The organism is Vibrio sp. D431a, assembly GCF_030248655.1.
GTDB lineage: Bacteria > Pseudomonadota > Gammaproteobacteria > Enterobacterales > Vibrionaceae > Vibrio > Vibrio alginolyticus.
In genome coordinates this window covers 16,111-41,089 of the sequence record NZ_JAHGAP010000016.1, presented here as the reverse complement: position 1 = coordinate 41,089, position 24,979 = coordinate 16,111, and the positions used below count along the sequence as shown (strand labels likewise).

At 44.7% G+C, this 24,979-nt stretch carries 20 protein-coding genes; 7 read left to right on the top strand and 13 right to left on the bottom strand.

Annotated elements, in window-relative coordinates:
- Positions 1 to 4: 4 nt before the first annotated feature.
- Positions 5 to 355, bottom strand: a complete 351-nt coding sequence (locus tag KJB35_RS15075; RefSeq protein WP_005377676.1) for a hypothetical protein — start codon at positions 353 to 355, stop codon at positions 5 to 7.
- A 235-nt stretch (positions 356 to 590) separates the two neighbouring features.
- On the opposite strand from KJB35_RS15075, the gene KJB35_RS15070 reads away from it, so the two are divergent.
- Both KJB35_RS15070 and KJB35_RS15065 read left to right on the top strand, forming a co-directional pair.
- Positions 591 to 1,895, top strand: a complete 1,305-nt coding sequence (locus KJB35_RS15070) for a MipA/OmpV family protein (RefSeq protein ID WP_054701470.1) — start codon at positions 591 to 593, stop codon at positions 1,893 to 1,895.
- A gap of 62 nt (positions 1,896 to 1,957) precedes the next feature.
- Positions 1,958 to 2,347 (top strand): hypothetical protein, encoded by a 390-nt coding sequence (locus KJB35_RS15065; RefSeq protein ID WP_262635102.1) that lies wholly within the window; start codon positions 1,958 to 1,960, stop codon positions 2,345 to 2,347.
- Between the two features lie 94 nt (positions 2,348 to 2,441).
- On the opposite strand, the gene KJB35_RS15060 is transcribed toward KJB35_RS15065, so the two are convergent.
- A complete protein-coding gene (locus KJB35_RS15060) occupies positions 2,442 to 3,026 on the bottom strand; it encodes an FMN-dependent NADH-azoreductase (RefSeq protein ID WP_005377667.1) in 585 nt (194 codons plus the stop codon).
- Positions 3,027 to 3,211: 185 nt separating this feature from the next.
- Between KJB35_RS15060 and hrpA the strand changes: the two genes are divergently transcribed.
- The 5 genes from hrpA (at position 3,212) to KJB35_RS15035 (ending at position 11,034) form a co-directional block, all read left to right on the top strand.
- Positions 3,212 to 7,198, top strand: a complete 3,987-nt coding sequence (gene hrpA, locus KJB35_RS15055) for an ATP-dependent RNA helicase HrpA (protein WP_170897092.1) — start codon at positions 3,212 to 3,214, stop codon at positions 7,196 to 7,198.
- 182 nt (positions 7,199 to 7,380) lie between these two features.
- Complete coding sequence (locus KJB35_RS15050; RefSeq protein ID WP_021033871.1) at positions 7,381 to 7,860, top strand: outer membrane beta-barrel protein; 480 nt, start codon at positions 7,381 to 7,383, stop codon at positions 7,858 to 7,860.
- Positions 7,861 to 8,059: 199 nt separating this feature from the next.
- Positions 8,060 to 8,575 carry an outer membrane beta-barrel protein gene (locus tag KJB35_RS15045; RefSeq protein ID WP_005377661.1) on the top strand — a complete coding sequence of 172 codons (516 nt, stop codon included), beginning with the start codon at positions 8,060 to 8,062 and terminating at the stop codon, positions 8,573 to 8,575.
- A gap of 362 nt (positions 8,576 to 8,937) precedes the next feature.
- Complete coding sequence (locus KJB35_RS15040) at positions 8,938 to 10,518, top strand: BCCT family transporter (RefSeq protein WP_005377659.1); 1,581 nt, start codon at positions 8,938 to 8,940, stop codon at positions 10,516 to 10,518.
- A 126-nt stretch (positions 10,519 to 10,644) separates the two neighbouring features.
- Positions 10,645 to 11,034, top strand: coding sequence for an ATP-binding protein (locus KJB35_RS15035; RefSeq protein WP_005377656.1), 390 nt, complete (start codon positions 10,645 to 10,647; stop codon positions 11,032 to 11,034).
- Between the two features lie 19 nt (positions 11,035 to 11,053).
- On the opposite strand, the gene KJB35_RS15030 is transcribed toward KJB35_RS15035, so the two are convergent.
- The 11 genes from KJB35_RS15030 to KJB35_RS14980 all read right to left on the bottom strand — a co-directional run bounded on the left by KJB35_RS15030 (position 11,054) and on the right by KJB35_RS14980 (position 24,765).
- Positions 11,054 to 11,692, bottom strand: coding sequence for a sugar transferase (locus tag KJB35_RS15030; RefSeq protein ID WP_005377654.1), 639 nt, complete (start codon positions 11,690 to 11,692; stop codon positions 11,054 to 11,056).
- A 10-nt stretch (positions 11,693 to 11,702) separates the two neighbouring features.
- A complete protein-coding gene (locus tag KJB35_RS15025) occupies positions 11,703 to 12,893 on the bottom strand; it encodes a glycosyltransferase family 2 protein (RefSeq protein WP_025766681.1) in 1,191 nt (396 codons plus the stop codon).
- Positions 12,886 to 14,004 carry a glycosyltransferase gene (locus KJB35_RS15020; RefSeq protein ID WP_025766680.1) on the bottom strand — a complete coding sequence of 373 codons (1,119 nt, stop codon included), beginning with the start codon at positions 14,002 to 14,004 and terminating at the stop codon, positions 12,886 to 12,888. The genes KJB35_RS15025 and KJB35_RS15020 overlap by 8 nt, the downstream gene beginning before the upstream one ends.
- Before the next feature lie 221 nt (positions 14,005 to 14,225).
- Positions 14,226 to 15,659 (bottom strand): chain-length determining protein, encoded by a 1,434-nt coding sequence (locus KJB35_RS15015; RefSeq protein ID WP_005377649.1) that lies wholly within the window; start codon positions 15,657 to 15,659, stop codon positions 14,226 to 14,228.
- Positions 15,656 to 16,780, bottom strand: coding sequence for a glycosyltransferase (locus tag KJB35_RS15010; RefSeq protein ID WP_025766679.1), 1,125 nt, complete (start codon positions 16,778 to 16,780; stop codon positions 15,656 to 15,658). The genes KJB35_RS15015 and KJB35_RS15010 overlap by 4 nt, the downstream gene beginning before the upstream one ends.
- A 115-nt stretch (positions 16,781 to 16,895) precedes the next feature.
- Positions 16,896 to 18,260, bottom strand: coding sequence for an O-antigen ligase (locus KJB35_RS15005; RefSeq protein WP_005377645.1), 1,365 nt, complete (start codon positions 18,258 to 18,260; stop codon positions 16,896 to 16,898).
- Positions 18,257 to 19,687 carry a lipopolysaccharide biosynthesis protein gene (locus KJB35_RS15000; protein ID WP_025766678.1) on the bottom strand — a complete coding sequence of 477 codons (1,431 nt, stop codon included), beginning with the start codon at positions 19,685 to 19,687 and terminating at the stop codon, positions 18,257 to 18,259. The genes KJB35_RS15005 and KJB35_RS15000 overlap by 4 nt, the downstream gene beginning before the upstream one ends.
- Positions 19,680 to 20,852, bottom strand: a complete 1,173-nt coding sequence (locus tag KJB35_RS14995; RefSeq protein ID WP_025766677.1) for a glycosyltransferase — start codon at positions 20,850 to 20,852, stop codon at positions 19,680 to 19,682. The genes KJB35_RS15000 and KJB35_RS14995 overlap by 8 nt, the downstream gene beginning before the upstream one ends.
- Positions 20,853 to 20,863: 11 nt before the next feature.
- Positions 20,864 to 22,048, bottom strand: coding sequence for a glycosyltransferase (locus KJB35_RS14990; protein ID WP_285358150.1), 1,185 nt, complete (start codon positions 22,046 to 22,048; stop codon positions 20,864 to 20,866).
- Between the two features lie 157 nt (positions 22,049 to 22,205).
- Complete coding sequence (locus KJB35_RS14985; RefSeq protein WP_213907951.1) at positions 22,206 to 23,264, bottom strand: glycosyltransferase family 4 protein; 1,059 nt, start codon at positions 23,262 to 23,264, stop codon at positions 22,206 to 22,208.
- Positions 23,239 to 24,765, bottom strand: a complete 1,527-nt coding sequence (locus KJB35_RS14980) for a sigma-54 dependent transcriptional regulator (RefSeq protein ID WP_025766673.1) — start codon at positions 24,763 to 24,765, stop codon at positions 23,239 to 23,241. The genes KJB35_RS14985 and KJB35_RS14980 overlap by 26 nt, the downstream gene beginning before the upstream one ends.
- Between the last annotated feature and the right edge of the window lie 214 nt (positions 24,766 to 24,979).

The window sequence follows — 24,979 nt, the reverse complement described above, 5'->3', positions numbered from 1 at the left end:
CTCCTTATGTGTCAGCTTCTTCTTCTAATATTTCGATAACTTGCGAGCTACTAAGTTCATGTCCCATAAGGAACAAACCAAGCATCGCATCGGCTTTTGACGCGTTATCACTGTCTTCATCCAAAATTTGCTGAAGCCGAGTTCTAATTAGGTCGATTTCGTGTTCGACGAAGCCACGCCCTTCTTCGTCACCTTGACCATCTTCTGGTGCATTATCAAAGTGCAAAAACAACATGTCACCATCGAGTTGAGTCCCTATCAACCTCTCTGGCAGCCATGCTTCTCCCATCACAATGTCTGGGTCTGTATCTGCGGGTAAATGATTCAAGGTAGAGATGAGTTCTGATGCTTTCACTTTTTACTTCATTATGTTTGATTTAGAACTAAGCTAGAGTTTAAGCGCTTGTTGTGATGGTAAAATATTCGCAAACAAGCTCACCTAGTCGTGCAATATTAATATGATCTTGGGACTCAAACTGTCACGAGGATGACAACATTTGCCATTGTAACGGCTATCATCAGCAGAACATAAGCTTTTAATGGCAAATCATTGATGTTTGCCTGCTTCTCAACCAACATTTTTCGAACTCATGAAGAGATTAATTCTAACAACACTCGCTTTACCTTTAGCTGCGGCAGTTTCTTCTGCGCATGGTTCAGAAGAACAAACGTGGGGGATTGCTGCGATGTATCGCACAGCATCGATTCCGTTTTATACCGCCGATAATGACTCTACGGTGAGTACATTTGTACCAATGATGTTCTTTGAAAACGAACATGTGTATATCAATGGCATTGAAGGTGGCGCTTTTTTGTATAACGAGAGTGATTCTGACTGGTGTGCGAGCGCACTCATGCGATTGAGATTTGTCGATATTCCCATGTCACTACAAAATGCTAATGAAGGGGACAGAGTCGATTTCGGTGGGCAAGTGCGTTATAGCATTAACGACAATTGGCGCGCAGAAGTAGAGTTGATGGCGGACGACGAACTCCAGTTTCACTCTAATTACCGCCTTGCTGCCAATTATGTATTTGGGGATTGGGAATTAGAGCCATCGATTACGATTCGATACAAAGACGCTAATTTCAATAGTGAATATTATTCCTTTAAGGATATTACTGGCGAGAGAATTGGAGCTGGGCTTGACACCAATCTTGGTATTAAAGCGCGTTACCATGTAACTTCAAATTTGTATTTATTGGGTGAGACGAGTGTTACTCGCTTAGATGATAACGCCTACAACAGTCAGCTTGTAGAAGATCGATATCAGGGAGAAGTGTTTGTCGGTTTTGGCTTTTTCAACGATAAAAGCAAAGTTCCGAAACCGACACTGAGCAATAAAGCATATCTACGTATTGCGCATGGTTGGGCGACGCCTTCGAACATCGGTGAAATATTTAGCTTTGAGAGAGAAAAAGACCCATACGACAATCAACTTACTTCATTGTTTTATGGGCATCCATTAACGGATGAGCTGTTTGGTTTTCCTCTTGATATTTATTTAACGCCAGGGTTGGTTCATCACTGGTCGTCCAGTGTTCAGTCTGCGAGCACAGAATACGTCATGGCGATTAAGGCTTATTATACGGTTAATTGGCCTACGACTTGGCGATTTGGTGTAGCGGAAGGTGTGTCATACATTGATAGCATTACCTATATTGAAGGCACAGAAATGGAAGACAAGGGTTATACACCAAGCAAGTTGCTCAACTACCTAGATTTCTCGTTTGATGTCAATGTAGGCGATCTCTTCAACCAAAAGAGCTGGAACAATATGTGGGTGGGCTATTCATTGCATCACCGCTCGGCGATTTTTGAAAGCGCTTCCCAGTTTGGGCGAATTAAAGGTGGGAGCAACTACAATACTATTTATTTCCAGTTCGAGTTTTAGCGCATCGCGAGATGCATATAGGTCGGATTTGCAACTGACTTATTTATCGCCCATTATGAGTAATGATGAATAATACTATGCTGCTTTCAACGAGAAATTTCGTATATCGTGCCAGAGTTAAGGCTGTTTGTGATGCATCTGATGAATCGGATGGCATAAGCACCATGAGTATCGACTCCTCATTCAATCTTCAAATTGAAGCGATAAATTGTACCAACGCTGAATTTGCCAAACGCTTTTTTGCCATTCACGGAGAAGGGCACTTGGAGGGCGATGAATGGTTGGTGTTGTACGTCAACTCTCTTGACGTTAAGGCGGGAGACAATATAGAAATCCGTAGCGATGCCGCGTTTAATGCGATGATCGAGAATATGATAAGCGAAGCTGAGCGGTCTTTAGAAAAAGTCTACCTCGATGCAATACGCAACTTGGAGAAAGTGAATCGTCTTTGACGATGTAAGAGACCCTATAAATACGTTCAAGGCATCAGGATCCAAAAAGGGATTGGCGCGAACCAATCCCTTTTGTATTCTGGTTTATTCTAACTTACGCCATTGTTGCAAGTTGGCTTTGCGCTTCTGAAATGCCTTTTGCAGCCGCATCTTCACCCATGTTTAGCGCTTCTGCGTAAACAAATTCTACATCAGTGATTCCTACAAAACCCAGTACAGTGCGTAGGTATGGCGTAACGTTGTCAGTTGGTGAATCTTTATGAATACCACCACGAGTCGTTACTACAATCGCCTTTTTACCTTCAATCAAACCTTGAACGCCGTTTTCTGTGTATTTGAATGTCACGCCTGCACGAGCAATCAAATCAATCCAGTTTTTAAGCTGAGTCGGGATGGTGAAGTTGTACATTGGAGCGGCAATAACCAAAGTGTCTGCGGCCTTTACTTCTTCAATAAGGGTGTCAGACAAGTCGACTACCGCTTGCTGTTCTTGTGAAAGATCTTCCGTAGCGCGCAGTGCAGTCGCAACGGCGAAGTCCAAAACAGGTAGTGGGTTTGCAGCCAAATCACGAACAGTAAGCTTGTCTTGGTCTACATTTTTGATGAAGTCTTCAACCAATTTGTTTGATTGAGAGTAATCGCCAAGGATGCTTGATTTTAGAGCTAGTACACGAGACATAATGGTTATTCCTTAAATAAGTGCTTTCGACTATGGGAGCCATTATAAGCAACGTAAGTGAGTTCAAAAGCCTAGCGATTCGCTGAACATGTTCGAAAAAATTGAATGAGCTTTCGGTTATCTTGTTACAGATCTTGTGTGATACAATCCGCGCAGTTTTTGTAATGAAAAGAATAGGAAACGCTTTGACTTCGTCACAGCCCCCAAAAAAGAATCTAGCTGAAGAGCAAGCGACACCGTCAAATGGTGCGCAAAAAGCGACAGCGAAACAAGCTCAAACACCTCAGGCTCAAGTGAATAGTGCTGCATCTCTGCGTAAAGCGCTGAATCAGTGCATGATGCGCGACCGTTTCCGCTTGAGTAAACGTATTTCTGGTGCAAGCAAAATTAAGAAGGACGCAGCGCGTAATGCTGTGTTCGACGAAATCGCATTAGACATCGCAAAATCCATGATGGTTGCAGAGCAGCGCAGCAACTACAAACCAACGATTGAGTACCCAGAAATCCTGCCTGTAAGCCAAAAACGTGACGATATTGCGAAAGCGATCGAAGAAAACCAAGTGGTTATCGTCGCGGGTGAAACCGGTTCTGGTAAAACCACTCAGCTACCAAAAATCTGTGCTGAGCTTGGTCGCGGTAAATTTGGTCTGATTGGTCATACTCAGCCTCGTCGTCTTGCAGCGCGTTCGGTTGCTAACCGTATTGCCGAAGAGATGGAAACCAAGCTTGGTGAGTTTGTTGGTTACAAGGTTCGATTCAACGATCAGATCTCTGAAAATACCCAAATCAAATTGATGACGGACGGTATCTTGTTGGCTGAAATTCAGCATGACCGTTTCTTGAATCAATACGACACCATCATTATCGATGAAGCGCACGAGCGCAGCCTCAACATCGATTTCATCTTGGGTTACTTGAAAGAGTTGCTGCCACGTCGTCCTGATTTGAAAGTGATCATCACGTCGGCAACCATCGACCCAGAACGCTTCTCAAAACACTTCAACAATGCACCAATCATTGAAGTATCGGGTCGTACTTACCCGGTAGAAACACGTTACCGCCCACTAAGCGGTGATGACGACAATGATCGTGACCAGCTTGAAGGCATCTTCGAAGCGGTAGATGAACTGTGCGATGAAGGTTTAGGTGACATCCTGATTTTCATGAACGGTGAACGTGAAATCCGTGATACCGCAGATGCATTGTCCAAACGTAATCTGAAGAGCACGGAAATTGTGCCGCTTTACGCGCGTTTGTCGGCAGGTGAGCAGAATAAGATTTTCCAACCTCACACTGGTCGCCGAATTGTACTGGCAACCAACGTGGCAGAAACCTCGCTAACTGTTCCGGGCATTAAGTACGTTATCGACCCGGGTACGGCGCGTATCAGTCGATACAGTTACCGTACTAAGGTTCAGCGTCTTCCAATCGAGCCAGTTTCTCAGGCGAGTGCGAACCAGCGTAAAGGTCGTTGTGGTCGTGTGGAAGAGGGTATCTGTATTCGTCTGTACTCAGAGGAAGATTTTGAGTCACGCCCAGAGTTTACTGATCCTGAAATCCTACGTACCAATCTAGCGTCGGTTATCTTGCAAATGACGGCACTTGGTTTGGGTGATATTCAAGCGTTTCCGTTTGTGGAAGCACCGGATAAACGTAACATCCAAGACGGCGTGCGTTTGCTGGAAGAGCTTGGTGCGATTAACTCTGAGGTAAAAGATCCGAAAAAACGCCTGACTTCCATTGGTCGCCAATTAGCGCGTTTGCCAATCGATCCGCGCTTGGCGCGTATGGTATTGGAAGCGCCAAAATATGGTGCGCTTAAAGAAGTGATGATCATCGCAGCTGCCTTGTCGATTCAAGATCCACGCGAACGTCCTTCCGACAAACAACAATCGTCAGACGATAAACATCGTCGCTTCTTCCATGAAGAGTCGGACTTCCTGACATTTGTGAATTTGTGGGAATACATCCAAAAGCAGCAAAAAGCCTTGTCTAGCAATCAGTTCCGCAAACAGTGTAAGCAAGACTATTTGAACTACTTGCGCGTTCGCGAGTGGCAAGACGTGTACTTCCAAATTCATCAGTCGATGCGTGAGATGGAGTTCAAGCTTAACGATGAGCCCGCTTCTTACCATGGCGTACACAGTGCCATTTTGGTTGGTTTGCTGTCGCACATCGGCATGAAAGACCAAGAAAAGAATGAATATCAAGGCGCGCGTAATGCTCGTTTCCATATCTTCCCTGCATCAGGTCTATTCAAGAAACAACCTAAATGGATTATGTCAGCCGAGCTGGTGGAAACCTCGAAACTTTGGGGCCGCATTATTGCCAAGATTCAGCCAGAATGGATTGAGCCGTTAGCTAAACACCTTATTAAGCGCAGTTACAGCGAACCGCATTGGTCGAAGAAACGTGCTGCGGTGATGGCGCACGAAAAAGTGATGCTTTACGGCGTACCAATCGTACCGAAACGCTTGGTCAACTACGGCAGTATCGATTCGATCGTAAGTCGCGAAATCTTCATTCGTAGTGCATTGGTTGAGGGTGAATGGGAAACCAAACACGCGTTCTTTAAGCAAAACCGTAAGCTTCTGCAAGAAGTGGAAGAGCTTGAACACAAATCTCGTCGTCGTGACATCTTGGTGGATGATGATGAGCTGTTTGATTTCTATGACCAACGCGTTGGCACCGAAGTGGTGTCTGGTAAGCATTTCGATACGTGGTGGAAAAAAGCATCTAAAGAAAACCCGGAACTGCTGAACTTTGAAAAAGAGATGCTGTTCAAGGGTGATGCTAGCCATGTGACCGATTTGGATTACCCGAACTTCTGGCATCAAAATGGTTTGAAGCTCAAATTGAGTTACCAATTTGAACCAGGCGATGATAGTGACGGTGTCACAGTGCATTTGCCGTTGCCGATTTTGAACCAAGTTGAACCAGCGGGCTTTGATTGGCAAATCCCTGGTTTGCGCCATGAGCTTGTGGTCAGCTTGATTAAATCGTTGCCAAAGACAATTCGTAAGAACTTTGTGCCTGCGCCAAACTATGCCGATGCATTCTTAGCACGCGTTACGCCAATGGAAGCGCCGCTGTTAGACTCATTAGAGAAAGAGTTGCGACGCATGACGGGCGTAGAGGTACTGCGTGAAGACTGGAACTTGGAACAAGTACCTGAGCACTTGAAAGTCACGTTCCGCGCGGTTGATCATCGAAATCGCAAACTGAAGGAAAACAAAGACCTTCATGAACTGAAAGAAAGTTTGAAAGACAAAGTTCAAGAAACGCTTTCCAAAGTTGCGGATGACGATATCGAACAGCAAGGTCTGCATACGTGGAGTTTTGGCGAATTGCCGAAAGTGTATCAACAAAAACGTGGCGGCTACGATGTAAAAGCGTATCCGGCGCTTGTTGATACCAAAGACAGCGTTGAAATCAAACTCTACGAAACGGAGTACGAGCAGATAACGGCAATGCGTGCTGGTCAGCGTCGTTTGATTTTGTTGAATGTGCCGTCTCCAATTAAATATTTGCACGCTAACTTACCGAACAAATCGAAGTTGGGGTTGTATTTTAACCCTTACGGCAAAGTGCTTGATCTGATAGATGACTGCATTGCCTGCGGTGTCGATAAGCTTATTGAAGAGCAGGGTGGTTTAGTTTGGGAGCCAGAGAAGTTCGAAGCGTTGAAAGAACACGTTCGTGCTGAATTGGGTGACACCGTTGTAGAGATCGCTCAACAGGTTGAGACTATTCTGACCACGGCGTTTAGCATCAATAAGAAGCTAAAAGGCAAGATCGACTTCACAATGGCGTTTGCTCTGTCCGATATCAAAGCACAAATTGAAGGCTTGATCTTCAAAGGCTTTGCCACGGAATGTGGCTGGAAACGCTTGCCGGATATTCTTCGCTACATGCGTGCGATAGAGCGCCGTATGGAGAAGTTGCCTATCGATCCAAACAAAGATCGTTTACATATGCTGAAGATTGAATCTGTGACTCAAGACTATAAAGAGTTGCTGAACAAGATCCCGAAAGGTGTGGCCATTCCTGAAAATGTAAAAGAAGTGCGTTGGATGATTGAAGAACTTCGCGTGAGTTACTTTGCTCAACAATTAGGCACTCCTTATCCTGTTTCTGATAAACGAGTCAAAAACGCGATTGATGCTTGCTAATCAACCAGTAAAATAGTGTCAGATTTGTAATTATCGCTTAAGAAGTTGCTGGTACACTAATTGCTAGTAACTCAATAAGCATTATTTTTTAGTTCTGGGAGGCAATAGTTCGCCTCCCTTTATTTGTAGTACCAACGACTGAGTTATGCAGACGTGGGAATAATAAAGAGTAAAGGTAGATGATGAAAAAAACTCTATTAGCAGTGGCGCTACTTGGCGCATCTTCTGCGGCAATGGCGGATTCTTGGATTTACGGTGGTGCAACAGTAGGTCAGTCTGACTACAAAGGTGAGACGGACACATCATACTCTGTTCACGTTGGTACAGGCATTCTACCTATCATTGGTGTTGAAGCTGGTGTAACACAACACGGTGAGTTCAACGTAAATGGTCAAGACACTAAGCTAACTTCTTACTACGCAGCACTTAAGCCAAGCATCGACTTCGGTCCGCTACACGTGTACGCAAAAGGTGGTTTCCATCAGTGGGACAAAAAAGTGAAAGGCGGCAAAGACGATGACGATTTGGACCTAATGTACGGTGTGGGTGCTGAGTACTTCATTTTTGGCCCGATGTCTGTTGGTGCTAGCTACATGAACTACACTGCTGGTAAAGACGATATCAGCACGTTCTCTGTTAACGCAACACTACATTTCCTATAAGCGTCAAGCTTTCTAACACCATATGAAACACACCGGCTTTATGTCGGTGTTTTTTTGTCTGGAAGTCACAAAACAAAAGTTGAACATAAATTATTCACTTTTAAAGTCTTAAAATGCCTATGCTTTCCAATATATAGTGGCGATTAAATGCGCATATTTGCGTAATGTTTCGCTTAGGAATCGATCAGGAAGGGATAGTATGAAAAAAACACTCTCGTTATTCGCTCTAACGTTGTGCTCAACGTCAGCAATGGCTGACTCTTGGATTTACGCTGGTGGCCAAATTGGTCAGTCCGATATCGACAGCGAAAATGATACAACCTACGGTATTCATGTCGGTACTGGTATTTTGCCGTTCATTGGCATTGAAGCAGGCTACTTTAATCACGGCAAAGTGGATTTATCTTTGAGTGGCAGCAGGGGTAGTGCTGATTTTGATTCATTCTATTTAGCGGCGAAACCTAGTATCGACTTCGGCCCGTTACACGTTTACGCAAAAGGCGGCATCAATGCATTCAACGTTGATTATGACGGCGGACTGAGAAACTTAGACAAAGATGATGGCGTCTCTTACATGTATGGTGTTGGTGCCGAATACTTCTTGCTTGACAATGTGTCTGTGGGCGCGAGTTATCAAGCGTTTGGCGTGGATATTGAAGGCGATAGCGATACCGTTAGCAGCGTAACAGGGAACATCACCTTCCATTTCTTATAACGCTCGCTGGATGAAAGGTTTGCTGATTTGGTTTCGTCGTTAATTGTGAAACCAAATCAGCGCAGGTCTTCTCTATTTGCGCAGTGACTGGCTATGAACTTAAGTATTTCTTGTGTCTTTTCTAGTCTACAACCTACGACAAAATCAATCGTTAGACCTCATAATTTTTGTGTTGATATTATTTCCCCTTCATCTGTCTTGAATTGAGCTTAAAATGCAATAAATCACGACTTTTTGCAAAAATATGTGATTGCTGCTAAAATTCGTCCCGCTTTAAAACTTTAGAGTTCAAATTAATGGAGGGCGGTATTGGAGTTCTTCTCACCTGAGGGGCGTTTCAAATTCACGTTAAATTTGTATTTATGGATAATGCATTTAAAAAATATAGTATTGATACAACCGATTATCAGGTTGGACAGGATAACGTTCAAAAGTGGGGATTCGATATACATAACCCGGTTTTTGGCATTAGTGCGGGGCTCGTTGTTTTCTGCCTGATTTCACTTCTTCTTGTTGAGCCAACCACTGCTCGTGACGTATTAAACGGTCTAAAAAACGGAATTATCGAACAGTTTGATGCGTTCTTTATGTGGTCGACAAACTTCTTCTTATTGTTCGCCGTTGCTCTTCTTTTTTCTCCGCTAGGTAAAATCCGCTTAGGAGGCAAAGAAGCAACGCCGGATCACTCAACCGTTTCTTGGTTGTCGATGCTTTTCGCCGCGGGTATGGGTATTGGTCTTCTGTTCTGGAGTGTGGCTGAGCCGACCGCGTATTTCACTGATTGGTGGGGAATGCCACTGAACGCAGTACCATACACCGAAGAAGCAAAATCCCTCGCGATGGGTGCCACTATGTTCCACTGGGGTGTGCATGGTTGGAGTATTTACGCACTCGTTGCACTAGCATTAGCGTTTTTTGCATTTAACAAAGGTTTACCACTTTCATTGCGCGCGGCGTTCTATCCAATTTTTGGTGACCGTGCATGGGGCTGGTTAGGTCACGTTATTGATATCCTTGCCGTTTTGTCGACGCTATTTGGTCTTGCAACGTCGCTAGGTCTGGGTGCTCAGCAGGCGACCAGTGGTATTAATCATGTCTTTGGTCTAGAAGGTGGCATTGGTACACAAATGATTGTGATCACCTTCGTTACCTTTATCGCGGTGCTATCAGTGATTCGTGGTATTGATGGTGGTGTTAAGCTACTGAGTAACGTCAATATGGTGGTTGCGTTTGCGCTGCTTATTTTCATTACCTTCATCACGTTTGATACGGCGTGGAGCTCGCTACGCGACACAACAATGGCTTACATTGAAAATATTATTCCATTGAGTAACCCTCACGGTCGTGAAGATGAAACTTGGATGCACGGCTGGACGGTATTCTACTGGGCTTGGTGGGTATCTTGGTCACCGTTTGTTGGTATGTTTATCGCGCGTGTGTCTAAAGGTCGTACGGTTCGAGAATTCTTATTCGCAGTCATCGTTATTCCTACAGTTGTTACTTTGATTTGGATGTCTGTGTTTGGTGGTATCGCGCTTGACCAAGTGGTGAATAAAGTTGGTGAGCTAGGTGCAAATGGCCTAACTGATATTTCATTGACTCTGTTCCATGTTTACGATGCGCTTCCGTATAGCTCAGTGATTTCAATGCTTTCTATCGTGCTGATTCTGGTATTCTTTATTACATCGTCAGACTCTGGCTCGCTGGTTATCGATAGTATTACCGCCGGTGGTAAGATTGATGCACCAGTACCGCAACGCATTTTCTGGGCGTGTATTGAAGGTGCAATTGCAGCCGTAATGCTTTGGGTTGGTGGTAAAGAAGCCCTGCAAGCATTGCAATCAGGCGTTGTTGCAACAGGATTACCGTTTACTTTTGTTCTGCTGTTGATGTGTGTCAGTTTGGTGAAAGGGTTAAGAACTGAACTGCCAGCTTACAAATAAATACAACGCGATCCATGATTGAGTTTAAATGCCGAGCCTAATGTGCTCGGCATTTTTTATTTCTACTTTTCTTTTCCAATAATTTCGTTACAGTTTAGGCTTATTCCCACCTCATTAAACTGCATTATGTCACTGGCTAAACTCATTCTTATTCGTGGACTTCCGGGTTCAGGTAAAACAACCTTAGCAAAACAACTAGCGATAGAGCTTGGTGCTAAGCATTTTGAAGCTGACATGTATTTTGAAAATGATGAAGGTGATTATCACTTTGAACCAGTTCAATTACCTCAAGCGCATGAGTGGTGTTTTCAGCAAACTAGAAAGTGGTTGAACAAAGGGAGAGTCGTGATTGTCAGCAATACGTTTGTTCGACATTGGGAGATGAAGCGTTACATGGACTACTGCATGAAGAAGCGCATCGAGGTGGAAATTAAAGTGTGCCACGGAGCGTATCAAAGCATTCATGATGTGCCACCAGCGACGATAGAAAAGATGCGACGCCAGTGGCAAGAGTGACCGTTACCAGAACCGGAAGTTATTGACCTCGTCCGTCAATCATCACAACGAATGTTTTGCTCATGATTGAAAGGTCCATTGAAATCCAAGAGTAAAACGAACCTAAGCTTAGTGCGTAACTGTGGTCAAACCCAACTTTGCGTCTTACATCTTCAATGCATGCATCATAGCCTTGGTTAACCTGAGCTAAGCCTGTGATACCCGGTAACACGCCATATGTGCGCTCTACAAAATAGGGGATTTCATCTTCTAATTTCTGGTAGAAAGCTGGGCGTTCTGGGCGCGGCCCAATCATCGACATTTCACCTCTCAACACATTAAACAGTTGAGGTAGTTCATCTAAACGCGTTTTGCGTAAAAAGCGTCCTACTGGCGTGATGCGGGGATCATTTTCAGTTGCCCATACTGCGCCAGAGCGTTGCTCTGCATCAATATACATGGTGCGAAACTTCATGATTTGAAAAAGATCCATTTTTTCTGGTGTGCAGCGTCCTACTCGCAATTGGCGATAAATCACAGGGCCTTTCGATGTGGTTTTGATCGCTAGCGCGATAAATGGGAAAAGTGGTGCAGTGACGACCAAAATAAGCATTGCAACCAGTACATCAAACGTTCTTTTCGCGTGGCATACATTTGAATCGTAGCGTGAGTTTTTCATGATGCTTTCCTTATTGGTTGACGCGTTTCCAACGTCCATTTTCCATTCCGAGTAAATATTTCATACCGCCGATAAAGTTGGCGAGATGACCAATGACGATGTAACTAATCAGCTTAAAAGGTTTAATTGTGTTAAGTGCTGGCATCAAGTAAGTGATAAGCGCGATGCTGTAAATGCCAACTTGTGCGAACAGCATTACTTGAAACAGTGGATTGTGTGCCAGTAGTAGTGAGCAAATAAAGCAAACAATCATCAAATAGGGTGTTGCTAAGCGCAGAACCTTTCCCGATAGAAATGCAAAGGCAGTGCCACGATAACGAGGTAGCAGTAATTGCTTTAATTGCATGATCTGCTGCATGTTACCCGCTGAAATTCTTAGGCGCCGCTTGAAATCTGCGTTGTCTGAGCTCTGTTCTAGTTCAAGAGCCAGCATGTTTGGCTCGTAAATAGCGCTATAGCCTCGCAAAACGATTCTCATAGGGAGAATAAAATCGTCATTAATGGTGCTGACTTCCAGTGGTTCAAATAAGTGGGTTCTGAAAGTGTAAAACGCACCGTGGGAACCAATCGTTGAACCTAACAAGGATTCTTGATGCTTTACTCGAGACTGGTATCGCCAATACGCCGCTTCACCTTGGTTATCAGTACTCATTATTTGATATGTTGCGTTAACCACTCCTACGTTCTCATTTTGATAATGCTGACTAGCTAGCAACAGAGAATCGCAAGAAATCAATGCCGACGTGTCACTCAGTGCGGTAATGTCCGAGCTAACATGACGCATTTCTTCGTTTAGTAGGGCAACTTTACCGCGATTGATTTGGTGATCATTAATAATGAACAGAGTATCAGAGCAGATTGCTTCTTGAATTGTCGCTTGAGCAATCTCGGCTGTGTTATCTGTGCAGCCATCACATGCGATCACTACTCTTAACTTATCCCTTGGGTAATCTAGGCTCGCAAGGTTACGGATCTTCTCTGCTATCCATTGTTCTTCATTGTAGGCGGGCACGATGACAGTAATAGAGGGTAGCTGGCTGTCTGTTTTGGAGGCTTTGTAAGCTCGCTTTACAAATGGTGCTTTGGTTTCGTCTTGCTGTTTTAAAGGAAGCCACTTAAGGAGCAGTGGATACCCAACGTGATGATAGACAATCAAAAACGCGGATAAACCAAACCCTATAATCCAAAGTAAATCATTCATAGCTAGCCTCCTTGGCCAAACGTGAGTAGCGACTCACCATGTCTCTGATATCAAAGTGTTTGAGAATAAAAGTTCGAGGAGAATGGCGTGATGATTCCAGTTGCTGTGATAACGCTTCGGCCAACGAAAACACGCGATTTGCTTCAACCAGTGTGCTGTTGTTCGGACAGAGCGTCTCTTTCACGCCGCCAACATCCGTCGCGACGCAAGGAATGTCACATGCTTGAGCCTCGAGGGTTGAGAGAGGAAAGCCCTCTTTAAGTGATGGTAAGCAAAACAAATCTAGGCTTTGGTAAAAGCTGGGCATATCGTCCACCAAACCTAAAAAGGTTACTCGATCTTCAAGTTTTAACGTTCTAACTTGTGCTTCCAATTTAGCTCGCTGAGAACCATCTCCAGCAATGGCTAGGTGTGTGTTTGGCGCAAGATGAGAAAAGGCTTCGATAAGCACTTTATGGCCTTTAACTGCTTCTAAACGTCCAGCCACTCCAATCACGGTTTTGTTGGCTGGAAGCCCAAACAAGTTTCTCTTGGTTGCTTGGTTACCGCTTTGAAATTTCTGGCAATCGATCCCATTATGTATGGTGCAGACTTTGCGGTAATTCAGTTTTGTCTGGATTTGTTCGGCGACAAAGTTAGCATCGGCAACTACTTGCGGGCGAATCATCGTTAGCAAAAGGGACTGCAGTCGAGCTGATTTTTTGTTATTAAGGTGCCATGCGTCGTGTTCGGTATGAATAACTACAGGTACGTGCGCTAAACGTGCCGCAATCCCACCATATAAGAGTGGTCCGATATGGTGAGTGTGGACCACATCAGGCTTAAGTCCTTTGAGCATGGAAGTCAGCGTACTGATGGTTTTTCCGCTGAATCCAGGTTTCTTATTAAGAAAGTGCAGTTGGCCTTGGTAGGACAATAGTTTTTGCCAGCCTTGTAGTGCATGTTCTTTGCTTCCTTCTAAGCTCACGACAAAAACGGAATGGTTGGGCTGCGCAAAACGAAGCATTTCTAGTACGAGCGTTTCTAAACCACCAGGAGCTAAGTGTTGCACGACGTGTAATATCACTTTTTTGCTGTGCTTAGTGTTATTGTGTTTTTGTCTGAATTCCATTTTCAAACCCTCGTTGAGTTCTTTGTTTATTTAGGAATTGCAGACTGCGTGCCAAAAAATTAATCATTTAAAAACAATAAGTTAATATTGATGTTTGTGAGGCTTTATGTTTATTCTCAATTTGAGATTCATATTAGTGGACATGCTATGAGGCTGTATAAGGCAGTAGTAAAAGAAAAGCACTCGCCGACCGAGTGCTTGTAAATGAGTTCTTATGGCGGTTAGTTTCCGTACACTACGTTAGGTAAAGTGGTGATGACAGGAACACCAAGGTGTTTTTCTAATGCTCTTTTAGAGCGGATAGAGTTATCGGCTAACTCTAGTATCGTCGCTAATCCAATGCCTAAACCAGCGCCACCAATAAATCCTAAAATGACAAATACAAAACTAGGTAAGTTAGTTGGAATCGTTGGCGTGAACGGTTCATCAATGATTTTTACGCGCTTATTCTCTTCAAACTCTCCCAAAGAACCCGTTAGTTGGGCCATCTCATAGCGTTCGACGAGTTCATCATACATTTCTCTCTTCACTGCGACGTCACGAGCTAAGCGGTTGATTTCTGTTGCTGTGCTCCCAAATTGGTGCGCATTTCGCTCTAATTCTTGGATCATGTCTCGCAAGCTGTTGGTTTCTTCCGTAAGTGCTTCAAAACGTCCGCGCATCATTTGTAATTGATGTAGTTGGGAGACAAGTAGAGGCTGTGCTTCGCCAAGACTGTTTACTGTGGTATTGCTCGCGATATCCCATAGTTGAGCACTGTTTAGTTCTGGTTGTTTAGAGTTCAAGAGTACCGAGCGTTCCTGCTCCAACCGGTTTAATTCTCGCAACTTACCTTGCACCAAACTATGCGCCTCTGTGTATTTAGCGCGAAGCAGGGTAAGTTCACTACGAATGTCGATGATTTGCTCTTCCAGTTTACCGATAACCGGGTTCGTTTTGGATAGTTGTTGATCCAAACTGCCTAGACTTCGTGAAACACCAGCAAGCTCCGCCTCCTTTTCGGCTAGCGTTTGTTTGAGGCTAGCAAGGCGAGTAAGGCTTTGAGCTTGCATTTCGGGCGTCGCGTCTGAGTAAGTATTTTTATATTCTGCAAAGGCTTGCTCTGCCTTGTCTAGTTCTTCCCTGCGTTTGTTGATGTGGATAGTCAAAAAATGGCTCGAATCTTTAATCGAAGAACGCTCAGGAGCCAAAAGCTGTTCGACAAAATGCTCTCTGACAGAGAGCAGCATCGACTCCATTCCTTCTGATTTACCACTTTGCAATTGAATTTGAATGAAGTCTTTACCGAGTGGCTGAACAGACAGGCGCGACGCAAGATCTTTTATGATGAACTCTTGCTCTTTTGCACTCATCTCGTCATTGATCAGCGATTGTTCTTTTGCGACAGAATACAAAACGTGTCGGCTTTTTAGCAGAGTACTGAGTGCGCTCAATCGGTCTTTAAGCATTGTTGAGACGGCAAGGTCTTGAAGGAACGGGTTCATTTTCGCTGTCTCTTGAATAAGCATGCTGGTATGAGCAACATAAGTCGTCGGAACCAGCTTACTTACGATGAAACCCAGCACCGGTAAGACAAGCATTGGTATAACGATCATGTAACGACGTCGCCAAGCGCCATGTAGTAATACACTAAGGTTCTCTCTCAAATCGTTCATAGCGTCCTCACTAATTTCTCAACTTGGGTGGCTCTTGCTTCCCAGCTTTGCTGTTGAACATATTGCTTTGAGTTTGCCGGGGGTGGTATCAGGTGATCGAGACTGGCGCATACATCTTCGACATTTTGAACTATGTGGAGCATATGCTTGTACGGCATTAATGCAGGAAACGACGTGCTAATAACGGGGGTTCCCGTTGCCAAATACTCAAGAAGCTTGAGGGGGTTACACGCTTTGATTTGAGCGTTATTAACAAAGGGCAACCAGCTTGCGTCCCAGTGTTGAGAGTAGCTTGGCAAAGTGTGATGAGCTCTTGGGCCGAGATAGTAAACGTTACTTCTTTGAGGTAGCGGATTGTCACTGAGTTCGTTGGGGCCGATGAAAACCAGATCCCAGTCAGGTGCTTGGTCTGCGACTTGGGCAATTAAGTCGTAATCTAACCATTCAGACAAACTACCATAAAAGCCCAGCACTTTGCGGCCGTTGTCAGGCAAGTCTTTGGCCTTCGGTGCTGGCTCAGAAAACAGACTAACGTCGACACCATGAGGCAAAGTGACGGTTTTATGTGATGGAAACTTGGTGGAGAGCGTTTCGCTTGCCGTAAAGATAACGCTGGCCGCATTAACAAGAGTACGTTCGTGCTTGGCCACCGTGTCGTGGTCAACACCAGCTAAAGCGCTAAAGTCATCGCCACAATAGTAAATCAGTCCACGTGGGTTCATTTCTGCACAAAGATCGGCAGCAGTCGGGAGCGACGTCCAAAATACAGGCTTATCAAAACCAAGAGCTTGTAATTGTTTATTGAGTTGGTGTTTCATCATCTTAGCGGCCACTTTTCTTGCTAATGCAGAACTAGGGGCAGGAATGGTGAGCAAGTTGATGATGTGAATGTTTGGGTTTGTTTCAGAGTCCAATGTTGGCTTGTGTGAGCCTACGTTATGAAATACACGAGTGAGTTTGTTTAACGCACGCTGTATGTCTTTAGAATCCAGCTTAGGTTGACGAAGGCCAATGGAGTTCACCCAAAGGATTCGATGGTTCGCTGCTAGTTGCTTGACAATATGCTGAGTGGAAGAGGGTAACCCACCAAAATCTTCTCCAAATACTACGATGTCCGTCATGTGGCTCTCCTTGAGTCTTGGTTATTTGATTACTAATTAAGTGAGTAATCACAATGCGTGCCAAGGAATTAGCCATTTTAAAACAGTGAGTTATGGGTTTTGTTTATGTTTGAAACTAGGATTTCTCATTTTGACAATCACTTTGAACGATTCGGCTAACGACAACCGTTAACGCCGCTAGAATGTAAATTGGCCAAGTGAAACCTTGAGTCAGAAACGTACCTGATACGATGGTACCGATAAGCCCACTTAACACGGCGTTTGCTCCTACAGAGAGGGTGTAATCTGATTTTGGTGTCAGCAATGAGATGGAATGCAAAGAGGTGCGGATCAATGACACAATTAAAGTAATGAACACCGCGAGCCCGACAAAACCCGTTTCTGCTAACACGCCAAACCAAGTACTATGGACGGCGTGGTTGATACCATCCCAGTGTGGGCTATAGAAATAGTAATTAAAGTAGAAGTTATCTAGACCTACGCCAGTCAACGGGTGATGCAGCGCCATTTTAAATGCCGCTTCCCACGCATAAAGTCGCCCCATCGCAGAGGCATCTATACCATCCTCAGCGGCCCCCCCCGATTCTCGTCCTGAAATACCAGCGAATGCGTAGAGTACGATCGCTGCGATAGCGCCTAATACCAAGACTAATGTTTTGCTTTTGATGTGTTTAAAAGCAAAGTAGGCAAATACAGACAGTGAACCGAGTAACCCACCGCGGCTCTGAGTCTCAATGATCGCAAAGAACAAAACCAAACAGGTGATAAGGGCAAAGAGCCTGAGATGCTTGGGGGAATGCTTCTCCATCAATTGACTAACGGTAAAGGCAAGGGGAAACATCAGCACTAGTGCCAAATCGTTAGGATCGCCAAGTACGGAACCTATGGATCGTCCTATTGACACGCGCGTTCCTTCGACTAAATCAATGCCATTCGCTGCGTTTTGTAATGCCACTAGACCAATCAATAATCCGGCGAAAATAATTGCTTTTGACATCTGTGCGAGCTGTGAAGGTTTAGTAATAAGCCAGGTGATGGCCAACGTCATAATGATGATTTTCCAATAGGTGTTTTTGAACACCGTTATTGCGATATCACGACTGGAAGCGAATATGATTCCGATGATCACCAGACCCCAAAATATACACAGCCACTTTAATGAAGGGTGCCAAAAAGCTGTAATCTGGCGGCTTATAAGAAGGTGAAAAGCGAGTGCGGCGAGTGCCCCCAGTGATAACAGTAATGGGATCTTGAAGTTATAGATAACAGGAAAGGCTTCGTGAATACGAAAGAATGAAAAAATAACGAACAGTGTGACAAGCCAAAACGTTTGATTGAGAACAAACAGTAACGCGAGTGGTGCGAAACACAACGCGACAATCAAAATGGGATGAGGCATAACAATCCAAAGCAGGCCGATACAGACAGTGATCGTCAGTGCTGCGATGGACTGTTTTGTTCTCACCTTGGTTTCATTCATAACGAGTATCTCTTCACCTGTCCACGCCTTTTCACTATGTATCGAGTGAGAGCATTTAGCGTCTCTTTACTCATGTAGCGAGTGGCTATCCCTGCCAGCAAACTGCATGTCAAAATGCAAATTGCGATGGCGATTCCTATTGATTGTGAAGAGTGAAGCAGGAACAGTGCCACACCGGATATAATCTGTAATAAAACCATCAGACTTAGGTGAAAAGGCAACGTCATACATTGTTGGCCTACTACATAAGTCAGGCCCAACTTACACAGTTGTGCGTAATAAAGCGCAATGAATACGCCATAAATGCCCAGAGAAGATAAGCCAAACAGCAAAGCAATCGCAACGCACGCAGAGACGACATTTATACCCAGTAGCCAGCGAGTACGACGCTTGTACAAAATGGAGATGTTAATGAGTTCGCTCCACTCTTTTAGCATGGCGATAGGCAGTAAGAACAAGCTGAACAGTACCGCCTCATGATAGGTTTCTGGTAACAGGTAAGTGATCATTACCATTGCTAATGTGCCGACTGCAACACTTAAACCTGTAATGTAAATCATGCCTAGATGAGTGATGCGCACTGCTTCAGTGTTCTTGCGCCCTTCTAAGTAGTTAAATCGACGTGGCATCCACCACATGCCAAACGGCTGCACTAAAATACACATGCCCACTGCAAATTTTACCGCTATCGCGTAAATCCCTAACGTCGCAAGAGAAGTGTTGGCACCAATGAACCAGCGCTCAGCGCCATTGAGACAAAATGCTACTAAACCCGCCATCATCATTGGTAGGCAGTAGTTTAGGTATTGTTTTGCCAATGTCAGTTTAGGAAGGGTGACATTGTAACGGTTAACGATGTGCAGCCAAACAAATTGAGTAATAGCAGCCAACAAGCCCCCCCACAAAACAGAAATAACATGGGGATGAACAGACAGCGCCGCGACGATAAAAATGACCTGAAAAATGGTGGTAGTGACCATGACGTTAAGCAGTGTTCTTGCTTTGTCGTCTTGTGTTCTTAACCAGGCAGTGCCGATTGCAATACTGCCTTCTAGAACGATAGCAAACATAACAATAGCAAATTCGACTCGCGTAAAAGGCGCGGGAATGGGGGCGATTAAAATGATAGTGAGCAAGCTAAGAGCGACGACGCCAGCGATGAGTAAAGCAAGTGAGTACAGCTGGTTTAGTAGGCTTGTGCGCGTATTTTGATCCTTTTCAACGCCGACGAATCGATACAGCGCTTCATGCAAAGAGAAACTGACAAACAAGGTCGTAACAACACCAAAGGTTGTTAGAAGCTCAAGCTTGCCCATTTGCTCTGGTGAGAGAAAGTGGGGCAATACAGGCAGCATGATTAGGCTGATGCTTTTATTGATCACTAAGGCGATAGCAAATAGCGTCATGTTGGTCATTGCTTTAGACATGATCATATCCTTTGATGTCTCGCGGTGTCTTGAGTGTGCAATCATTGTTGGTAGCAATTTCGGCAGCAAGGTGCTGGGCGATTGGCAAATAACAACGTTCGGCTGTGTATAGTTGAGAAACATTGAGTGCTTCGATACCCATCGTTACTTTCATCCACGGCGATTCATTCAAAAGGCGAATTGCGTTGTGTAACGAAGCCACATTGTTAGGCGTGTATTTAATACAATTTCGGCCGTGAGTTAACACGCGGTCCCAATAACTATCATCATGTGGAATGACGACACACATACCTGCAGCGAGCGCTTCCAAAATAGATAACCCAAAAGGTTCGTTGAGACTGGTGGAAACAAACACACCACACTGTGAACGCAATTCATCTAAGTTGTTTGGGCACTCATGCCATTCAACACCTTGTGTGTTGAAGTCCGGTGTTGAATATTCCACACCTGCCACGTTAGGTTTGATGTAACACACGGTGGATTTGATCTTTTTCGACTCATCAAGTGTTAAAGCATCAAGCAAAAGATCGATGTTCTTCCATTTTAGTAAGCTAGCTGCCCAGAAAACGCGGCTTGAAATCGGATTCGCTTGTTTTGGCCAGCGCTCTTTCGATAATCCATTAACAAACGTAGATGTATTCAAACCACACCAATAGCGTTCGGTGGCTGGCTTCTCTGTTTTGAGGTAGGCCTGTAATGCTTCTACCATTGATTCGCGGGTGTTTGCCAAGTAGTAAATTGCCGATGCTTTTACTAAGCAGTAGCCAGCAGATCTCGATCGTCCAATAGGGCCATGAACCATCTGTACCACAGGCTTTTTGCTAATTAATCGTAGTAAGTACAAAGGCATATCATTACTTGGGCAAGATAGGCCCAAAAAGCTATCTATCTTTGGAAGCTTCATGCACGCGTAGAGAAGTCGGAGAAAGTAGTAAGCGTTCATCAACCAGTAGGTCAGGCCATGAGTCGAGTTAAATGGTGATGGTTTTATTTTTATGACTTGCACACGCGGTGTATCACTAAGCAGTGACGCCCAATGCTCTGGATTTGTAGTGAGTAGATAACCAATCACATTCAGCTTATCGCACTGCTTAAGGAGCTCTGCATTCGCGATTTTGGATCCACCTTGCATTGGGATGGCGTCGAACATCAATACACGTTTCATGACCGCGCTCCTCAATTGATGTTCAACCAGCGTGAAAGAGGCTTCATGCAGTGAGTCATTGGCATTGGTGTAATGGCGTTATTATTAAGTTCACCTTCGTAAATACGTTCAATAGCGTTGATAGATGCAGTCGTCGTTAAGTGCTGGCTAGCATGTAGGTAAGCGTTTTCCGCCAGCTTGTTTCTTAATGCCGCGTCTTGCATGACTTGTTGAATCGCGTTTAACAGGCTCGCCATTCCACTGTTCTGGTACAGCAATGCAGAGTGATTATGCTCGAACAACTCAGGAATGCCTCCCGTTTTAGGAGCCACGATGGGCAGTTGAGCTAAAGCCGCTTCCCCGAGCACGAGACCAAAGGCCTCTTCATAGGCGCCGCTAATAAAAGCGTCTGCATTACCACACATCCACGCTCCAGCATTGTGTTGCTCTCCGACAAAGTGCACTCGTTCTTGGATACCAAGATCTGCGGCAAGCTGTTGCAATGCTTCTCTTTCTTCGCCGTCACCAACAATAACAAGGTGAGGGTTGTGGTGGTGGTAGTTGTGCATGCGCATTGCCCGAATAAGGCGGTCAAACCCTTTGCGCTTAATCAGCGAACCCACCGACAGAAAGGTAAAGGCCTGTGATGGGATTCCGAGGCGATCTTTAATGTCGATGGGTGTATCCACGCCTTGAAGTGACACGCCGTTGTGTACGACATGAAGTTGGTTTTGCGGGTAGCCGTCCTGAAGAATTTCGCGTCCAACATCTTTGCTAACGCAAATCAATTTTGGAGAGAGGTGAAGTCCGAGAGAGAAGCGATCGCGCAATGTATAATGGCAATGAAGTTGCGTGACAAGTGGTATATGATTCATGCGAGCAGCCAAACACATCCATTGACAAGGGCCGCCGCTATTGACGTGTACCAAGTCGATGTTGTGCTTTTCGATCAATGCTGAGCCTTGTTTGATAAGGCTATTCCACCCGCTAATATCCCAGCGCGGAGCGCTCCAACCACCCACCAAATTGAAGGTTGAATGTTCCGCTTCAATTCCGAGCGATTGGCACTTATCGATTAATGGTTGGCAGTTGGACCATACGAATGGCTCAAACTTATCGCGGTCGATTCCTGAAATGAGATCCAGAAGCACCACTTCACTGCCGCGAATCCAATTATCACCATAATGAACATATAGAATGCGTTTTGGCGTAGTCATAAGTCACCTCTGTCTCATCATTAATCTGCGTTAACTGCTGAGCTGCAATAGAGATGCCAAAATATGCCATTAGTTTATGTGATTGAATCTTATATGATATTTATGTTTGGAACTCATCATTCTCATATTGAGAACCAATATGGATTAGTGATCCGTTTCAATTTGATATTTTTTGTAGCAATACGGGAATCACACTTTGCGCTGAGAAATCATCAATGATGGTTTGTCGAGCATTCTGGCGAATGAGTGATTGTTGCGCTTCACCAATCGACATCCAGTCATGAAGACATTTAGCAAGAGAGGGAATGTCTTCGACGATAAAACCATTTTTACCCGTTTGGATAATATCTGGAAGACGACCTACACGTAAGCTCATCACGGCAATGCCTCTCGACATGGCTTCAAGCGCCGCCATTGGAAGACCCTCATAACGAGAAGAGATGATAAGTACGCTGATATTTTCCCAAACACCTTCCATATCGGTTTGATGGCCGAAGAAAGTCACATTTGGAGGGGCAGTTTGATTAAGCGATTCTTTTTCTGGGCCATCACCGTACACACTAAACTGTAATGTTGGACAGAGCCTCGCTACCTCAATAAATTGATCGGCGCCTTTTTCCTGACTCAATCGGCCGACAAAAGCGATCTCCTGATAGTTGAGTTGACTGTTGGGAATCGAAACAAAGTTATTCAGCAGTTCTGAAGAACAAAAAACTTTGCGCTGAATACTTGGACTGACAGCAAAGCAATGGTCAGATAGGCAGCCTGAGCTTCTATCAAGCCAATCGTATAGCCATAGCTTCCCTGAGGACGATTCACCAGCATGATAAGTTGAAATCAAACGAGGAAACGTACGGGTGAGCAGTTTGGCGCAGCGCGACAAAATCGACGCTTTATAACCATGGGAGTGAACCACTGAGGGTTGGTGATTGGCGACGGCGCTTGTTAGGTGTTTAATTTTTAAAGCTTTATTGGGCTCGCCAGACAAATAGTTTAAGTAACTCACAGGGATCGCGGCTTCTTTTGCCTTCTGTACAATCTGAGCAGCTGGTGAATACTCAGTGGTTAGCACAACTCGAGCTTTGTGTCCAAAGGCTATTAATCCCCGAGCTAGCTCGATAACGTGACTTTCAATGCCGCCGAATAGACGGCTATCAAGCAAGATCCAAATTTCACCAATGGCAGGTTTATCAAGATTGTTCGAGATTAATTTCATCCGCTTCCCACGCTTGTTTTTTTCGGTAAACCGTCGATGGGCTTAACTCCAGCATGACAGCGGCGTTGAGGACGTTGCCATCACAGTACGCAATTGCGTTTTGAATTGCTTCACGCTCTACTTGCCACATAGGGCGAATGGTTCCATCAGAGTTAAAGTACGGTGAGGTAGCAGCAGAGGACGGTGTACCAGGCTGCTCCGCTGCGGTAATCGACGGTTCGACCGCAGAAGGTGAAGGTTCCTCAGTATAACCAGGTGGTGGTGTGATTGGTGCAATGTTTGCTGACTCTTGAGCAACATGCGCAGGCGTCGTTGTTTTCGTCACTTTAGACTTTTTAGTAAGTTGAGCGGGTAGGTGGTTCACCGTGACTTTTTCGTCGTTATTAAGCACCACAATGTTACGTATGATGTTTTGTAGTTGCCTTACATTACCCGGCCATTCGTAATGCTTGATGATATGTTGAGCTTCGCTGTCGATTGTTGAGAATTTCTTTTTGTCCTGTTTGGCGTAAGTGGTCAAGAAGTACTTGGCAAGCGTGACAATGTCACTTCCTCGTTCACGTAATGGGGGCATATCGATAGGTATAACGTGCACACGGTAGTATAAGTCTTCACGAAAACGACCTTCTTCTACCTCTGTTAATGGATCTCGGTTAGTGGCACAAATGATTCTCACATCTACTTTCATTTCTCGAGTGCCACCAAGAGGGGTGTAAGTGCCCGTTTGTAGAAAACGGAGCAACTTCTTTTGCATCTCAAGTTCCATTTCACACAGCTCATCAAGAAAAAGCGTACCACCATGTGCCAGCGTCGCCGCACCTTTTCGATCTGTTGTTGCTCCAGTAAAGGCCCCTTTAACGTGACCAAAAATCTCACTTTCCATCAAATCTCGTGGAATAGCCCCACAGTTAATTGCAATAAAAGGCTTGTCTTTACGGTCGCTCTGGCGGTGGACGGCTTCAGCACAAACTTCTTTACCTGTGCCGCTTTCTCCCACAATAAACACACTGGCAGAAGTTGGCGCAACAGCATCAATGGTCTTGTATACCGCCTGCATCGGGAGGCTTGAACCGATGAATCCGTGATAGTTGTGGCGATCAAACTTGGACTGAATATTTTCCACCAAATCTTCCAATTTGGCGCGTTTGAGGTGCAATGCGACTGATGTTTTTAGGCGATCAGCGTTTATGGGCTTTTCTAAGAAATCTTCCGCACCTTTTTGAATTAGATTAACGGCTAAGTCGACGCTGCCGTGTGCCGTAGCAATAATAACGGACGTAGGAATGTCATTCTGGTTGATCCAATCCAACACGTCTTCGCCAGACATGTCGGGCAGTTTCAAATCGAGAATGATGAGCTGAGGTTTGCTTCTTTCAATAAATTGAATCGCTTCGCGACCTGTCTCGACATGAAAAATGTCATAAGGTTCGTCTTTCACATACTGCTTATAAAGTATGGCTAGTGAAGTAGAGTCCTCTACCAGTAACACCCTTGGTCTCATAGTCCCATCCCAACGTAGTTTGTTTCATTTTTTATGATTTTTGTCAGCACTACTATTTGGCATTATGAGTGGTTTATAGCTCTCTAGTGCTGAAAATTCTCAATTTGAGAAAAGCGTTATTTAAGTATTAGCACAAGGTAGGAAATTTGCGAAAAATCCATACTTTTTAATTGATTAAGTTATGCCCAAATAATTTCAAGGTGTGTGGCTTGGC

Excerpts from the sequence above, each read along its gene's own strand:
- KJB35_RS15050 (WP_021033871.1), top strand. The coding sequence starts at position 7,381 with ATGAAAAAAACTCTATTAGCAGTGGCGCTACTTGGCGCATCTTCTGCG.
- KJB35_RS14995 (WP_025766677.1), bottom strand. The coding sequence starts at position 20,852 with ATGAAACGTGTATTGATGTTCGACGCCATCCCAATGCAAGGTGGATCC.
- KJB35_RS14990 (WP_285358150.1), bottom strand. The coding sequence starts at position 22,048 with ATGACTACGCCAAAACGCATTCTATATGTTCATTATGGTGATAATTGG.
- KJB35_RS15070 (WP_054701470.1), top strand. The coding sequence starts at position 591 with ATGAAGAGATTAATTCTAACAACACTCGCTTTACCTTTAGCTGCGGCA.
- KJB35_RS14985 (WP_213907951.1), bottom strand. The coding sequence starts at position 23,264 with ATGAAATTAATCTCGAACAATCTTGATAAACCTGCCATTGGTGAAATT.
- KJB35_RS15025 (WP_025766681.1), bottom strand. The coding sequence starts at position 12,893 with ATGAATGATTTACTTTGGATTATAGGGTTTGGTTTATCCGCGTTTTTG.
- KJB35_RS15020 (WP_025766680.1), bottom strand. The coding sequence starts at position 14,004 with ATGGAATTCAGACAAAAACACAATAACACTAAGCACAGCAAAAAAGTG.
- KJB35_RS15010 (WP_025766679.1), bottom strand. The coding sequence starts at position 16,780 with ATGACGGACATCGTAGTATTTGGAGAAGATTTTGGTGGGTTACCCTCT.
- KJB35_RS15065 (WP_262635102.1), top strand. The coding sequence starts at position 1,958 with ATGATGAATAATACTATGCTGCTTTCAACGAGAAATTTCGTATATCGT.
- KJB35_RS15005 (WP_005377645.1), bottom strand. The coding sequence starts at position 18,260 with ATGAATGAAACCAAGGTGAGAACAAAACAGTCCATCGCAGCACTGACG.
- KJB35_RS15000 (WP_025766678.1), bottom strand. The coding sequence starts at position 19,687 with ATGTCTAAAGCAATGACCAACATGACGCTATTTGCTATCGCCTTAGTG.
- KJB35_RS15015 (WP_005377649.1), bottom strand. The coding sequence starts at position 15,659 with ATGAACGATTTGAGAGAGAACCTTAGTGTATTACTACATGGCGCTTGG.
- KJB35_RS15035 (WP_005377656.1), top strand. The coding sequence starts at position 10,645 with ATGTCACTGGCTAAACTCATTCTTATTCGTGGACTTCCGGGTTCAGGT.
- KJB35_RS15030 (WP_005377654.1), bottom strand. The coding sequence starts at position 11,692 with ATGAAAAACTCACGCTACGATTCAAATGTATGCCACGCGAAAAGAACG.
- KJB35_RS14980 (WP_025766673.1), bottom strand. The coding sequence starts at position 24,765 with ATGAGACCAAGGGTGTTACTGGTAGAGGACTCTACTTCACTAGCCATA.
- KJB35_RS15040 (WP_005377659.1), top strand. The coding sequence starts at position 8,938 with ATGGATAATGCATTTAAAAAATATAGTATTGATACAACCGATTATCAG.
- KJB35_RS15060 (WP_005377667.1), bottom strand. The coding sequence starts at position 3,026 with ATGTCTCGTGTACTAGCTCTAAAATCAAGCATCCTTGGCGATTACTCT.
- KJB35_RS15045 (WP_005377661.1), top strand. The coding sequence starts at position 8,060 with ATGAAAAAAACACTCTCGTTATTCGCTCTAACGTTGTGCTCAACGTCA.